Genomic DNA, 14,518 nt, shown 5'->3' on the forward strand with positions numbered 1-14,518 from the left:
ATGCGCTCCCTCCCCGCCTGCGGGGGAGGGTTGGGGAGAGGGTGCCTCCGCAATCGAGAACCCCCAAGAGGAGAAAGCCCTCACCCGCCGCGCTCTGCGAGCGCAGCGACCTCTCCCGCAAGCGGGAGAGGTGCACAGAGCAAGTGGCGTCAGCCCAACCAATCACCAATTCCGGCTGCATTTTCAGGCTTTCGTTCGTACACGAACGGAACTAGGCTTGCCCCACTGGATCAACTTGAGATCATTCTGGAGGGGAGGCGGACGATGCTCAATCGACGACAAATCTTGGCTGCGATGGCGACGACGGCGCTCGCGAGCCTTGCTCCATCCGCGATATTTGCGGCAGCCACGATCAAGCCGGACGACTCGTCCGCGCTGCTCGTGATCGACGTGCAGAATTGCTTCCTGCCGGGCGGCAGCCTCGCGGTGAAGGAAGGCGAGCAGGTCGTGCCCGTCATCAACAAGATGGCGAAAGCATTCTCGAACGTGGTGATGACGCAGGACTGGCACACGCCCGGCCACGTTTCCTTCGCGTCGGTTCACTCGGGCAAGAAGCCGTTCGAGACCATCGACCTACCCTACGGCAAGCAGGTGCTGTGGCCCGACCATTGCGTGCAGGGCACCGATGGCGCCTCGCTCTCGAAGGATCTCTCGATCCCGCAGGCCGAGCTCATCATCCGCAAGGGCTTTCACAAGGACGTCGACAGCTATTCGGCGTTCCTCGAAGCCGACGGCAAGACAACGACGGGCCTTGCCGCCTATCTGAAGTCGCGCAAGATCAAGCGCGTCTTCGTTGCCGGTCTCGCGACGGATTTCTGTGTCGCCTGGACCGCGCTCGATGCGCGCAAGGCGGGCTTTGAAGTCTATGTCGTGGAAGACGCCTGCCGCGGCATCGACACGCAGGGCTCGCTGGCAAAGGCCTGGGCCGACATGGCCAAGGCCGGCGTGAAGCGGATTCAGTCGTCGGATATCGCGGTCAGCGCGTAAGGTTATCGCGCAGTCATTCCGGGGCGGCTCGCAGAGCCGAACCCGGAATCTCGAGATTCCGGGTTCGATGCTTCGCATCGCCCGGAATGACATCTTCAATTTTCAGGACGCGGCTTAACGCCGCTCAGTTCGCTTCGTTGCTGTTCGCCGCAGGCGCAGCCTTCGCGCCGCCCTTGGCGACGCCGACCAGCGCCGGGCGCAGCACGCGCTCGCCGATGGTGTAGCCGGCCTGCATGACCTGCACGACGGTTCCCGCGGGCACCGATGCATCAGGCACTTCGTACATCGCCTGATGGAAGTTCGGATCGAACTTCTGGCCTTGCGGATCGAGCTTCTTCACGCCGTGCTTTTCCAGCGCGTTGAGCAGCGAACGCTCGGTGAGCTCGACGCCCTCGATCAGCGCGGTCAGGCCGGGATCGGCCGCCGCCCGCGCTTCGGCCGGAACGGCATCGAGCGCGCGCTGGAGATTATCGGCGATGTCGAGCACGTCACGGGCAAAGCCGGTGATGCCGTAGAGCTTGGAATCGGCGACTTCCTTGGCGGTGCGCTTGCGCAGATTTTCCATCTCGGCCAGCGTCCGCAGCATGCGGTCGCGCGCCTCGGCGGCTTCCTTCTGCAACAGCTCGACCGAGCCCGGCTCGGGGTCGTCGGGCATGATGTAGGGCTTCGACACCACGGGCTCGCCGGTCGCGGCAGTCGTGTCTTCGGGTTGCCGGGTTGGATCGGTCATCGGCTGCTTCTCGAACTCGTCTCAAGGGGAGGTTTTCTGGCCCGGATATCGTGCTTCGGGCGCTGAAAATCAAGCGCCCGTGATCGGCTCAAATGCCGGTCAGCCCCCCAGCAGGCGACTGACGATGCGAGCGGCGTAGTCCACGGTCGGGATCACGCGGGCATAATTCAGCCGGGTCGGCCCGATCACGCCCAAAACACCGACGATGCGGCCTGCGGCATCCCGATAGGGCGAGATGATGGTGGAGGAGCCCGATAGCGAAAACAGCTTGTTCTCGCTGCCGATGAAGATCCTGACACCTTCAGCGGTTTCGGCGCGCCCGAGCAGGTCGATCACGCCGCGCTTGGTCTCGAGATCGTCGAACAGCAGCCTGACGCGCTCGAGGTCCTCCAGCGCGTGCAGATCCTCCAGCAGATTGGCGTGGCCGCGGACGATGAGCTGGCGGTCCTCGTTCTCGCCGCCCGACCAGCTCGCGATCCCGGCCGAAATCACCTTTTGCGTCAATTGATCGAGCTCGGCGCGAGCCTCGCCAAGCGCGGTTTCGAGCTCGAGCCGTGCTTCCGCGAGCGTACGGCCGCGGATCCGGGCATTGAGGAAGTTGCCGGCTTCGGTAATCGCCGAGGAGGGAACTCCCGGCGGCAGCGTCAGCACGCGGTTTTCGACCTGGCCATCCTCGCCGACCAGGATCACCAGCGCCTTTTCCGGTTCCAGCCGGACAAATTCGATGTGTTTCAGCCGCGCATTGGATTTGGGCGTCAGCACCACCGCGGCCGCGCGGGTCAGCCCGGAGAGCCGGGTCAGCGCCTGATCCAGCGCCGCCTCGACGGATTGGGCGTGACCGACGGTGGCGAGCTGGCTCTGGATCGACTGCCGCTCGGCCTCGTTGAGATCGCCGACCTGCATCAGGGCATCGACGAAGAAACGCAGGCCGAGTTCCGTGGGCAACCGGCCGGCCGAGGTGTGCGGCGCGTAGATCAGCCCGAGCTGTTCCAGATCGGCCATGACGTTGCGGACCGAGGCCGGCGACAGCGGCATCGCGATCAGGCGGGAAATGTTGCGCGAGCCGACCGGCTCACCGGTCGCGAGATAGCTTTCGACGATTTGACGAAAGATGTCGCGGGAACGCTCGTTGAGCTGGGCGAGGCCTGCGCGCGGCGCGATCACATGGATCGGATCATGATGGGCCACAGACGGTAACTCCTCTTAGATGCTCATAATTTGTCCATCCTGGATGCTTCTGACAAGCGTGGCGTTTGCGGGGTGGATATCAGGGGGTGAAAAAGCCTTGCTGCCCACCCTGACCCCACCTACAAGCACCGCGAACAGCCCTACCCCGTGTTCTAGACCTCATGAGTTCTGGAGGATTTCCCATGCGGCCAAGCCGCCGTGCGCCCGACGAATTGCGCCCCGTGACGCTGGAGCGTGGCGTGGTCAAATATGCGGAAGGCTCCTGCCTCGTGAAATTCGGCGACACCCATGTGCTCGTCACCGCCACCCTGGAAGACCGCCTGCCGCCGTGGCTGAAGGGCCAGGGCCGCGGCTGGGTCACCGCCGAATACGGCATGCTGCCGCGCGCGACCTCCGAACGCACCCGCCGCGAGGCCGCCGCCGGCAAGCAGAGCGGCCGCACCGTCGAGATCCAGCGTCTGATCGGCCGCTCATTGCGCACCATCGTCGATCTCGAAGCGCTCGGCGAGCGCCAGATCACGGTCGATTGCGACGTGCTCCAGGCCGATGGCGGTACCCGCACCGCCTCGATCACCGGCGCCTGGGTCGCGCTTGCCGACTGCATCGCCTGGATGAAAGCGCGCAACATGGTCAAGGCCAACGTGATGCGCGACAACGTCGCCGCGATCTCCTGCGGCATCTACAACGGCACGCCGGTGCTCGATCTCGACTATGCCGAGGATTCGGAAGCCGAGACCGACGCCAATTTCGTCATGACCGGCGATGGCCGCATCATCGAGGTTCAGGGCACAGCGGAACGCGAGCCGTTCACGCAAGACGAGTTCCTGAAGCTGATCGCGCTGGCGCAAAAAGGCATCGCGCGTCTGGTCGACTTGCAGAAACTGGCTGTCGCGTAGTCAATAGGCCCATGCACCGCCGAATCACCGGAAAGCTCGTCATCGCGACCCACAATCCCGGCAAGCTCGCCGAGATGAAGGAGCTGCTCGCGCCTCACGGCATCGAGGTGGTGTCCGCCGGTGAGCTCGGCTTGGGCGAGCCCGACGAAACCGGCAACGACTTCCGCAGCAACGCCGCGATCAAGGCGATCGCCGCGGCGCAGGCCACTGGCCTGCCGTCCTTCGCCGATGATTCCGGCATCGTGGTCGACGCACTCGACGGCGCACCGGGCATCTATAGCGCGCGCTGGGCAGGACCTTCCAAGGATTTCGCCGCGGCGATGGCGCAGATCGAGCGCCTGTTGCAGGAGCGCGGCGCCACCACGGCGGACAAGCGCAAGGCCCATTTCGTCTCCGCGCTCTGCGTCGCCTGGCCCGATCATCATCTCGAAGAGGTCGAGGCGCGCGTCGACGGCACGCTGGTGTGGCCGCCGCGCGGGAATGCCGGCTTCGGTTACGATCCGATGTTCCTGCCCGACGGTCACATCAGAACCTTCGGCGAGATGGAAAGCATCGAGAAGCATGGCCTGCCGCCACTCGGCCTCGGCCTGTCGCACCGCGCCCGCGCCTTCGTGAAACTGGCGGAGATCTGCCTTGAGCCGCGCTAACAAGGATGCGTTCGGCGTCTACGTGCACTGGCCGTTCTGCCTGTCGAAGTGCCCCTATTGCGACTTCAACAGCCATGTCCGCCACGCCGCGATCGATGAGACGCGCTTTGCTTCTGCCTTTGCACGTGAGATCGCGACGACCGCCGCGCGCGCCCCCGGCCGCGAGGTCACGTCGATCTTCCTCGGCGGCGGCACGCCCTCGCTGATGCAGCCGGCCACCGTCGGCGCCGTGCTCGATGCGATCGGCAAGCACTGGACCGTCGCCAAGGATGTCGAAGTTACCCTGGAAGCGAATCCCACCAGCGTCGAAGCCACGCGCTTTGCCGGCTATCGCATCGCCGGCGTCAACCGCGTCTCGCTCGGCGTGCAGGCGCTGGACGATGCCTCGCTGAAAGCGCTCGGCCGCATGCACAGCGCGCGCGAGGCGCTCGATGCCGTCGCCATCGCGCGCCGCTCGTTCGACCGGTACTCGTTCGATTTGATCTACGCGCGTCCCGACCAGACGCCGGCGATGTGGGCGGACGAACTGCGTCTCGCCATCGATGAAGCCGCCGAGCATCTGTCGCTCTATCAGCTCACCATCGAGGAAGGCACGCCGTTCTTCGGCCTGCACCAGGCCGGCAAATTGAAGACCCCGGACGAAGCGGTTGCGCGCGCGCTCTACGACGTGACGCAGGAAACCTGCGACAGACTTGGGCTGCCCGCCTACGAGATCTCCAACCACGCGCGGCGCGGCGCCGAGTGCCGGCACAATCTGGTCTACTGGCGCGGCGAGGAATATGCGGGCATCGGCCCGGGCGCCCACGGCCGCCTCGACATCGACGGTATCAGACACGCCACCGCCACCGAGAAGCGCCCCGAAGCCTGGCTGATGCGGGTCGAGACCAATGGTGACGGCATCGTCACCGACGATCTCCTCAACAGCGAAGAACGCGCCGACGAATTTTTGCTGATGGGATTGCGCCTCGCCGAGGGCATCGATCCCGAGCGCTACAAGGCGTTGTCGGGCCGCCCGCTCGACCCCGGCCGCATCGCGCTCTTGCGCGAGGAAGGCGCGATCACGGTCGACCCGACGGGACGGCTGCGTGTCACGAGCAGTGGTTTTCCCGTGCTCGATGCAGTGGTCGCGGATCTCGCGGCGTAGCGAAATGCCGTAGGGTGGGTTAGCCGTAAGGCGTGACCCACCATTGCTTCTGCACACGCCAAACCAAGTTGGTGGGTTACGCCGAGCAGATGCGCTTTGCGCATCTGCGGGGCTAATCCACCCTGCGGCACCGTCGTCTTGAACTACGCCCCAAAGCTCTTCGGCGAGCCCGCGACCGCAACACCGCCACCGGTCGTCACCTTCATCACCGCGAGGCCCCGCTCATTGGTGCCATCGGCGCGGAAGCGGAACAGGCCGTCGATGCCGGCGAAGCCCGAGGGGTTGGTGAGCACGTCGGGCGAGAAGCGCGTGGTGCCTTGGGTACGAGCGAGCGCGGCGACGAGCGCCACCGCATCATAAGCGAGCGTCGCGGTGCGGATCGGCTCGGCACCGTATTTGGTGCGATAGCGGCCGGAGAAAGCGCGAAAGCCGGCCGGGTCGGGCGCGGCGTAGAGACCGCCTTGCAAGTTTGGGCTGGCATAGACACGCGGACTGTCCCACAGGCCGGTACCAAGCAGCTGGATGTTGCGCAAATTCGCGCCGGCCGCGGTCATCGCATCGGCGACCGCAACGACGGAATCGCCGTCATCGGCAATGAACAGCGCATCCGCACTGCCGAGTTGCTGCGCCACTGATCGCGCCGGCGTCGCACGATCGGCGCCGTATTTCTCGAACGCGACGACGCGTCCGCCGCGCCGCGGCACGGCCGCCTTCACCGCGGCCTCGACGACGTTGCCATAGGCATTGTCGGGCACCAGCACGGCGACGGAACGTTTTCCGATGCTGGCGGAATATTCGATGATGCGATTGACGTCGGACTCCGGCAGGAAGCTCAGCAGATAGACGCCGCGGCCGGCGATGCTCGAATCGGTCGAGAACGCGATCACCGAAATGCCGCGCGCGCGCGCGACCTGCGCCACCGCGGGCACCGATTGCGCGAACAGCGGCCCCAGAATGATCTCGGCGCCTTCATCCACCGCCTGCTGCGCGCCGGCTTGCGCGCCCTGCGGGCTGCCATTGTCGTCCTTGATCAGGAGTTGGATGTTCGGGTTCTGGAACTCGGCCAGCGCCATCTCGGCGGCGTTGCGCATGGACTGCGCGGCGAGCCCGGCATTGCCGGCGGCCGAGAGCGGCAGGATCACGGCAACCTTCACGCCGCCGGTGCCGGCAGTGGTCGCCTGCTGCGGCGGGCCGGCCGGCTGGGCCGGCGGCGGCGAGGAGCTCGAGAATGGATTGGAGAACTGGCTGAGGCTCTGCTGCACACCGGCGCAGGCCGACAGCAGGGGCGCGCCGAGCAGCAGGCCAAGCGCACTCCGCCGGGTCGCCCCTGACATCAGGGGCCCCTGAACGGGAAACTTCGGATCGCGCGGGCCCACCATCTCAGCTTCTCTTCTGACCGGCCGCATCCGCGCCGGTCACAACATTCTTTCCGCGACACAAGACGCGAATTCAGGCATATTGTCGGCAAATAGTTAACCAAAACAAAAGGATAATGACCGCTTAACGCGACCCTCATCCTTCCCTGGCTTGCTGTCCGCCGTCCGTCACGAAAGCATCAAGGCGCCGTTTCCGCCGTGAATATGGCGCTGACGCTCCACTCCCTCTGGAATGTGATGCCGAATGGATCACATTCCAGTCCTTCCTCACCCCGCTTCAGCATCCTAGCCGGGCATGATCTTTTTCGAGGGGCCGGTTCCCAGCCCCTGACATCGTGCCTAAGTTCATCTCATTATGCGCGCAAAGCCGGCCCCGATAAATACGACTGAAGCTACGGACGCCGCCTCGCGCGGGTTCTCCATCGACGCCCACCGGCTCGTGGCGCCGAAGCTCGCGGCCGGCCTCTATCTGGTGGCGACCCCCATCGGCAATCTCGGTGACATCACGCTGCGCGCGCTGCAAACGCTCGCCGCCGTCGACACCATCGCCTGCGAGGACACGCGGATCACCCGGCGGCTGACCGAGCGCTACGACATCGCGGCGCAGCTCAAGCCATATCACGAACACAATGCCGAGGCCGCGCGGCCAAAGATACTGGAGGCGCTCGCGGCCGGTGGCTCGGTCGCGCTGGTGTCGGACGCCGGCACACCACTGATTTCCGATCCCGGATACAAGCTGGTGCGCGAGGTCTGCGCCGCCGGCCATGCGGTCTATGCGCTGCCCGGCCCATCCTCGGTGCTGGCGGCGCTGTCGGTTGCGGCGCTGCCGACCGACCGCTTCTTCTTCGAGGGTTTTCTGCCGGCGAAATCCGCGGCGCGGCGCACGCGCCTCGCCGAGCTCGCCCGCATCGATGCGACGCTGGTGATGTTCGAATCCGGCAACCGCGTGCAGGACACGCTCGCCGAGCTCGCCGAGATCATGGGCACGCGCGAGGCCGCGATCTGCCGCGAGCTGACCAAGCTGCACGAGGAGATTTCGCGCGCAACGCTGAGTGAGCTCGCACGTGAGGCCGACACGCTGGAGACGCGCGGCGAATTCGTGCTGGTCATCGCCCCGCCTGCCGCGGATGCCGACGTGCTGACATCGGACGCGCTGGACGAACTCCTGCGCGCGCAGCTCGCCACAAACAGCGTCAAGGACGCGGTTGCGCACGCCGTCGCGCTCTCAGGGCGGCCGCGCCGCGAGGTCTATGCCCGCGCGCTCGAGCTCGCAAAAGATTTGCGGGGCGGCGATGGCGAAGATTAAGGTCCCGGCAGAACCGAAGGTCGCCTCGCCCGAGCGCGTCGCCGCGTTCCGCACCGGCATCTCCGCCGAGAGCCGTGCTGCAGCCTATCTGATGGCGAAGGGCTATCGCATCCTCGCAAAACGCTACCGCACGGCGCATGGCGAGATCGACCTCATCGCGCGCCGCCGCAACCTGATCGCCTTCGTCGAGGTCAAGGCGCGCGCCAGCCTCGACGAGGCCGCCTATGCGGTGACGCCGCGCCAGCAGCAGCGCATCATCGATGCCGCGCAGGGCTGGCTGGCGGCGCATCCCGAGCATGCGGAATTCGAATTGCGATTCGACGCCATGCTGATTGCGCCGCGATCACTTCCACGCCATGTGTTGGCGGCATTCGACGCCTCGACCTGAAAGGCAGACCATGAAACTGAACATCGCCGTCCAGATGGACCCCATCGCCCGCATCAATATCAAGGGCGATTCCACCTTTGCGCTGCTTCTGGAGGCACAGAAGCGCGGCCACGGCCTGTCCTACTACACCCCCGACAAGCTTTCGATGGTCGGCGAGGAGATCGTCGCGCCGGTCCAGCTGCTGACGGTGCGCGACGAGCCCGGCGATCACTTCACCCTCGGCGAGCCCAGGCGCGAGGCGCTGAACGGCTTTGACGTCGTGCTGCTGCGCCAGGATCCGCCGTTCGATCTCGCCTACATCACCTCGACGCATCTGCTCGAGCGCATCCACCCGAAGACGCTGGTCGTCAACGATCCCGCCTCGGTGCGCAATGCGCCGGAAAAACTGTTCGTGATGAATTTTCCGCAGCTGATGCCGCCGACATTGATCTCGCGCGATCTCGACGAGATCAACGCGTTCCGCGACAAATACGGCGCGGTGGTGATGAAGCCGCTGCACGGCCACGGCGGCGCCGCGGTATTCCGAGTGATGCCGCAGGACATGAATTTCGGCTCGCTCTACGACATGTTCTCGGTGACGTTCAAAGAGGCTTGGGTGATCCAGCAGTTCATCCCCGAGGTGAAGCACGGCGACAAGCGCATCATCCTGGTCGATGGCGAGTTCGCAGGCGCGGTGAACCGCGTGCCCGCAACCGACGACCTTCGCTCCAACATGGTGCGCGGCGGCGCGGCCAAGGAGACGGAGCTGACGCCGCGCGAGCGCGAGATCTGCGCCACCGTTGGACCCGCGCTGCGCGAGCGCGGCCTGCTATTCGTCGGCATCGACGTCATCAACGGCAATCTCACCGAGATCAACGTCACCTCGCCGACCGGCATCCGCGCCATCGCACGCCTCGGCGGCCCTGATGTCGCGGCCAAGATCTGGGACGTGATCGAGCAGAAGCGGGCGAAGTAACATTAATTGGGTTGGGGAGCCCAAGATCTCTCTCCGCGTCGTCCCGGACAAGCGCAGCTCTTGGCAACGCGTAGCGTTGTCGAGGGCGGAGCGCCGATCCGGGACCCATACGCCGCAGCAATAGTTTGGCGAAGACTCCGAGTTATCAACTTCGCGTCGCCACTACTCCCCGTAGTTATGGATCCCGGCCTCCGCCGGGACGACAGCAGTGGCGTGGCTCGACGCGCCTCTCCCTAACCACCCATTCACCATGACGCCCCGCGTTCTCATCCGAACGCGGCAGCGCATCCGCGTGTTTCTACGGGGCCAACGGGCGAGCGGCTAACGCGGCATTCACCATCTGCCCAAAACTCACGATGTCGCTGGCCATCACACTCGGCCTCGCAACACCCCTTATACTTTTACTCCCTACTCATCGATGCGGGGGAACCCGCCACGTGCGGTCCGAGTGCCCCGCGTAAGAGTAGAAGCGTATGAACACCGCACGCATTGTCGTTCTCGTCATTGCGCTCGGCGCCGGCGGCGTCGCTGCGTATCTGGCCAGCGGTTACGACAACAAGCCCGCGCCCGTCGCCCAGGTGGTCGAGAAGCTGCCGACGGTCGAGGTGCTCGTCGCCAAATCCGACATCCAGCTCGGCCAGGCCGTGAAGGCCGAGGATCTGCAATGGCAGACCTGGCCGCAGGCGACCGCCAGCAGCGCCTTCATCCGCCGCGACAGCAGGCCCGACGCACAGACGCAGATCGCCGGCTCGATCGCGCGCGTGCCCTTGATGCAGGGCGAGCCGATCCGCGAGCAGAAGCTCGTCAAGGCCGACGGCTCCGGCTTCATGGCCGCGATCCTGCCGTCCGGCATGCGGGCTGTCTCCACCGAGATCTCGGCCGAGACTGGCGCCGGCGGCTTCATCCTGCCGAATGACCGCGTCGACATCGTGCAGACCCGCCGCCTGAAGAACCCCGATACCAACGGGCCAACCGGCGGAAATGATCTGGTTCTGTCCGAGGTCATCCTGACCAACATCCGCGTGCTCGCGATTGACCAGGCGCCGAAGGAAAAGGACGGCCAGACCTCGGTGCTCGGCAAGACCGTCACACTCGAGCTCAAGCCGGAACAGGTCGCCAAGCTCGCCGCTTCGCGCCAGGCCGGCAGCCTGTCGCTGGCCCTGCGGAGCATCGCCGATGCCAACGCGGCGGAGGTTCCGCTCGAAGATCAACCGAACACATCTGCCGGCGGCGTGAACGTGATTCGCTACGGCGTGGCGCGGCAACTGACGTCACAGAAGTGATGGAGACATGATGAACTACGGGGATGATCGGATCGGCATGCGCATTCGGGGGAAGCGCGCAAGCTCGTTCTGGGCGGGGACCATGTTGATGCTGGGGCTGGTCGCGGCCCCCGATCTCGTCCGCGCGGCGGATGCACCGGTCGGAGACCAGGCGCCGATGCAGGCGCCGGACCTCGGCGTGGCGCCGGTTGCAACCATTGCGCCGGCACGGACGCGCTCGCTGTCGCTCGGCGTCGGCAAGTCTGTGGTCATCGACCTGCCACGCGAGGTGAAGGACGTGCTGGTGGCCGATCCCAAGATCGCCAATGCGGTGATCCGCACGTCGCAACGCGCCTATATCATCGGCGCCCAGGTCGGCCAGACCAACGTGGTGTTCTTCACCGCCGACGGCCAGCAGGTCGCCTCCTACGACATCGCGGTGAAGCGCGATCTCAACGGCATGCGCGCGGCGCTGCGCCAGTCCCTGCCCGGCGTGCAGATCGAAGGCGTCGGCGACAGCGTGATGCTGACCGGTTCGGTGTCGAGCCCGGTCGAGGCCCAGCAGGCCGGCGATGTCGCCGCAAAGCTCGTCGGCGGCGCCGACAAGGTCGTCAACAACATCGTCGTGCGCGGCCGCGACCAGGTGATGCTGAAGGTCGTCGTCGGCGAAGTGCGCCGCGACATCGTCAAGCAATTGGGCGTCGATCTCAGCGCCAGCCTCAATGCCGGCACCGCGGTCGTGAACTTCAACAATTCGAACCCGTTCTCGGTCTCAGGCGGCCCCCTGGTCAGCAGCAACGGTCTCGGCGTCACCGGCCTCGCCAAGGGCGTTGCCACCGTCAACGCCACCATGCGCGCGATGGAAAGCGCGGGTGTGATGCGCACGTTGGCCGAGCCGAGCCTGACCGCCATCTCGGGTGAATCCGCGACCTTCGTCGCCGGCGGCGAATTCCCGATTCCCGGGGGATATGCCTGCGATCCGGTCACTCATGTCTGTACCACCCAGGTCACCTACAAGAAGTTCGGCATCTCCCTGAACTTCACCCCGGTCGTGCTGAGCGAAGGACGCATCAGCCTGCGCGTGATGACCGAGGTCTCGGAGCTGTCGAATACGAACGCGATCACATTGACCCAGTCGGTGTCGTCAGTTTCCAACAACTCGATCACCATCCCCTCGATCCAAACCCGCCGCGCCGAGACCACTCTGGAAATTCCGTCGGGCGGCTCGATGGCGATGGCCGGCCTGATCCAGCAGCAGACCAAGCAGGCGATCAACGGCCTGCCCGGCCTCGACCAGGTGCCGATCCTCGGCGCGCTGTTCCGCAGCCATGACTTCGTCAACAACGAGACCGAGCTGATGGTGATCGTGACGCCCTATGTGGTGCGCGCGGTCGCCCAGAAGGAATTGTCGCGGCCCGATGACGGCTTCGCGCCGTCCTCGGATGCGCAGTCGGCGCTGCTGGGACGCATGAACCGGCTCTACGGCATCGCGCGCCGCGTCGATCCGATCGACGGCGACAGGGGCGATTTCGGCTTCATCATCGACTGACGCGGGCGGTTTGGGACCGGGGCGAGACACGGCTAAGAAAACGGGGCAAGAGGGGACCAGGCGATGACGAAGACATCAGATCGACGTCGCAAATTGCGCGTCGCGCTCGCGCTGACGGGACTCTCCGTCATGCTCGGGGCCTGCAACACCACGGGCGACGTCGTGACCACCCAGACGGTGCCGACCGACTACCGCTTGCGTCATCCGATCGCGGTCCAGGAAGGCAAGCGCTCGATCGTGATCTTCGTAGGTCAGGCGCGCGGCGGCCTGTCGGCCGCGCAGCACGCCGACGTGATGGGCATTGCCCGGGACTGGGTCCGCGAAGGTACCGGCTCGGTCGTCGTCGACGTGCCGGTCGACACCGCAAATTCGCGCGCGGCTGCCGCGACCTATCACGAGATCCGCGCCGTTCTCGGCGGCGGCGGTGTGCCGTCGCGCGCCATCGTGCAGCATCCCTACCGTCCTGAAGATCCCGGTCTGCTGCCGACCATCCGCCTGAGCTATTCCAAGATCACCGCGGTCGCCGGCCCTTGCGGCCTATGGCCCGAGGACGTCGGGCCGTCGATCCTCGACCCCGGCTACAACGAGAACCGGCCCTATTTCAATCTCGGCTGCGCCAGCCAGCGCAATCTTGCCGCCATGATCGACAACCCCGCCGATCTCGAGCAGCCGCGCGCGGAGACGCCGGCCTATACGGCACGGCGCGACATCGCTTTCGACCGCTACCGCAAGGGCACCCCGACCTCGACCACCTATCCCGAGGCTGAAAAAGCCAAACTCAGCGATACAGGCAAATGACTGAGATCCACGACGAAGAGGCGGACGATCCGCAGCACCCCGAGGAACACATTGCGCCGGTTCCGCGCATCTCGGTGCAGGCCTTTTGCGAGACCGAGAAGACGCTTGCCGCGGTGACCGCGGCCGGCCAGGATCGCCGTCTCGCCAAGGCGCATCTCACCGCCAAGAGCGGCGGCCTTGCCGCGGCGATCGAAGTCTATGACACGATGCCGACGCCAAACGTCATCGTGATCGAATCCGACGGCACGCGCGACATCCTCGAAGGTCTCGACGACCTCGCTGGCGTCTGCGATCCCGGCACGCGCGTGGTCGTGATCGGCAATCCCGGCGATACCGCGCCCTATCGCGAGCTGGTGCGGCGCGGCGTCAACGACTACGTGGTCGGGCCGGTCGAGACCATCGACGTGGTGCGCTCGATCTGCAGTCTGTTCTCGGCCTCGGAAGCCATCATCACCGGCCGCGTCATCGCGGTGGTCGGCGCCAAGGGCGGCGTCGGCGCGTCCACGGTCGCGCACAACGTGGCCTGGACCATCGCGCGCGACCTGGCGCTCGATTCCGTCGTGATCGATCTCGACCTCGCCTTCGGCACCGCCGGGCTCGACTACAACCAGGATCCGGCGCAGGGCATCGCCAATGCGGTGCTGTCGCAGGACCGGCCGGATACGGCGCTGATGGAGCGCCTGCTCGCCAAATGCACCGAGCACCTCAGCCTGCTTGCGGCGCCCGCGACGCTCGATCGCGTCTATGATTTCGGGGCGGAAGCGTTCGATGCGATCTTCGACACGCTGCGCATGACCACACCCTGCATCGTGCTCGACGTGCCGCATCAATGGTCGGCCTGGACCAAGCGCGCGCTGGTCAATGCCGACGACATCGTCATCGTGGCCGAGCCTGATCTTGCGAACTTGCGCAACACCAAGAACATGCTGACGGTGCTGAAGACGGCACGGCCGAACGACCGTCCGCCGCTCTACTGCATCAACCAGGTCGGCATGCACAAGCGGGCCGAGATCGAGGTCAAGGCCTTCGCCAAGACCATGGAAAGCCAGCCGCTCGCGGTGATTCCGTTCGACTCGAAACTGTTCTCGACCGCGGCCAACAACGGCCAGATGATCGCGGAGGTCTCCAAGAGCCACCGCACCACCGAGCTGTTCCAGACCATGGCCAACCGGCTCGCCGGGCGCGGCGAGGTGCGCAAGCCCAAGCGTTCACTGCTCGGACCGTTGCTGAAGAAGCTGAAGGGCAGGACGGGGCGCGGATCGGCGCCGCATCGCAAGGCGTCCTAGTCAGCA

At 65.7% G+C, this 14,518-nt stretch carries 14 protein-coding genes; 11 read left to right on the plus strand and 3 right to left on the minus strand.

Features of this window, described 5'->3' with window-relative positions:
• Nucleotides 1–264 precede the first annotated feature (264 nt).
• Nucleotides 265–987 carry a bifunctional nicotinamidase/pyrazinamidase gene (gene pncA, locus XH91_RS00895; protein WP_128948841.1) on the plus strand — a complete coding sequence of 241 codons (723 nt, stop codon included), beginning with the start codon at nucleotides 265–267 and terminating at the stop codon, nucleotides 985–987.
• Nucleotides 988–1,111: 124 nt separating this feature from the next.
• On the opposite strand, the gene grpE is transcribed toward pncA, so the two are convergent.
• Nucleotides 1,112–1,717, minus strand: a complete 606-nt coding sequence (gene grpE / locus XH91_RS00900) for a nucleotide exchange factor GrpE (protein WP_128948842.1) — start codon at nucleotides 1,715–1,717, stop codon at nucleotides 1,112–1,114.
• A gap of 99 nt (nucleotides 1,718–1,816) precedes the next feature.
• On the minus strand, nucleotides 1,817–2,905 hold the full coding sequence (hrcA, locus tag XH91_RS00905) for a heat-inducible transcriptional repressor HrcA (protein WP_128948843.1): 1,089 nt from the start codon (nucleotides 2,903–2,905) through the stop codon (nucleotides 1,817–1,819).
• Nucleotides 2,906–3,087: 182 nt separating this feature from the next.
• On the opposite strand from hrcA, the gene rph reads away from it, so the two are divergent.
• The 3 genes from rph to hemW are packed head-to-tail and all read left to right on the plus strand — an operon-like array spanning nucleotide 3,088 to nucleotide 5,592.
• Nucleotides 3,088–3,801 (plus strand): ribonuclease PH, encoded by a 714-nt coding sequence (rph, locus tag XH91_RS00910; RefSeq protein WP_128948844.1) that lies wholly within the window; start codon nucleotides 3,088–3,090, stop codon nucleotides 3,799–3,801.
• An 11-nt stretch (nucleotides 3,802–3,812) separates the two neighbouring features.
• The gene (gene rdgB, locus XH91_RS00915; RefSeq protein ID WP_128948845.1) at nucleotides 3,813–4,448 is read left to right on the plus strand and encodes an RdgB/HAM1 family non-canonical purine NTP pyrophosphatase; all 636 of its coding nucleotides are present in this window, start codon (nucleotides 3,813–3,815) and stop codon (nucleotides 4,446–4,448) included.
• Nucleotides 4,435–5,592 carry a radical SAM family heme chaperone HemW gene (gene hemW, locus XH91_RS00920; RefSeq protein WP_128948846.1) on the plus strand — a complete coding sequence of 386 codons (1,158 nt, stop codon included), beginning with the start codon at nucleotides 4,435–4,437 and terminating at the stop codon, nucleotides 5,590–5,592. The genes rdgB and hemW overlap by 14 nt, the downstream gene beginning before the upstream one ends.
• A gap of 143 nt (nucleotides 5,593–5,735) precedes the next feature.
• On the opposite strand, the gene XH91_RS00925 is transcribed toward hemW, so the two are convergent.
• On the minus strand, nucleotides 5,736–6,971 hold the full coding sequence (locus XH91_RS00925) for a penicillin-binding protein activator (RefSeq protein WP_206733090.1): 1,236 nt from the start codon (nucleotides 6,969–6,971) through the stop codon (nucleotides 5,736–5,738).
• Nucleotides 6,972–7,323: 352 nt separating this feature from the next.
• Here XH91_RS00925 and rsmI point away from each other — a divergent pair, with 352 nt between their 5' ends.
• The 7 genes from rsmI to XH91_RS00960 all read left to right on the plus strand — a co-directional run bounded on the left by rsmI (nucleotide 7,324) and on the right by XH91_RS00960 (nucleotide 14,512).
• Nucleotides 7,324–8,274: a 16S rRNA (cytidine(1402)-2'-O)-methyltransferase gene (gene rsmI / locus XH91_RS00930; protein WP_128948848.1), complete on the plus strand. Its 951-nt coding sequence runs from the start codon at nucleotides 7,324–7,326 to the stop codon at nucleotides 8,272–8,274.
• Nucleotides 8,261–8,662, plus strand: a complete 402-nt coding sequence (locus XH91_RS00935) for a YraN family protein (RefSeq protein WP_128948849.1) — start codon at nucleotides 8,261–8,263, stop codon at nucleotides 8,660–8,662. The genes rsmI and XH91_RS00935 overlap by 14 nt, the downstream gene beginning before the upstream one ends.
• Before the next feature lie 10 nt (nucleotides 8,663–8,672).
• Nucleotides 8,673–9,617 carry a glutathione synthase gene (gene gshB / locus XH91_RS00940; protein ID WP_128948850.1) on the plus strand — a complete coding sequence of 315 codons (945 nt, stop codon included), beginning with the start codon at nucleotides 8,673–8,675 and terminating at the stop codon, nucleotides 9,615–9,617.
• Nucleotides 9,618–10,090: 473 nt separating this feature from the next.
• Nucleotides 10,091–10,900: a Flp pilus assembly protein CpaB gene (gene cpaB / locus XH91_RS00945; protein WP_128948851.1), complete on the plus strand. Its 810-nt coding sequence runs from the start codon at nucleotides 10,091–10,093 to the stop codon at nucleotides 10,898–10,900.
• 10 nt (nucleotides 10,901–10,910) lie between these two features.
• A complete protein-coding gene (locus tag XH91_RS00950; RefSeq protein ID WP_128948852.1) occupies nucleotides 10,911–12,428 on the plus strand; it encodes a type II and III secretion system protein family protein in 1,518 nt (505 codons plus the stop codon).
• 63 nt (nucleotides 12,429–12,491) lie between these two features.
• Nucleotides 12,492–13,226 carry a CpaD family pilus assembly protein gene (locus XH91_RS00955; protein WP_128948853.1) on the plus strand — a complete coding sequence of 245 codons (735 nt, stop codon included), beginning with the start codon at nucleotides 12,492–12,494 and terminating at the stop codon, nucleotides 13,224–13,226.
• Nucleotides 13,223–14,512 carry a CpaE/TadZ family protein gene (locus tag XH91_RS00960; protein ID WP_128948854.1) on the plus strand — a complete coding sequence of 430 codons (1,290 nt, stop codon included), beginning with the start codon at nucleotides 13,223–13,225 and terminating at the stop codon, nucleotides 14,510–14,512. Before XH91_RS00955 ends, XH91_RS00960 begins: the two co-directional genes overlap by 4 nt.
• Nucleotides 14,513–14,518: the final 6 nt, after the last annotated feature.

Source organism: Bradyrhizobium guangzhouense, assembly GCF_004114955.1.
Classification (GTDB): Bacteria; Pseudomonadota; Alphaproteobacteria; order Rhizobiales; family Xanthobacteraceae; genus Bradyrhizobium; species Bradyrhizobium guangzhouense.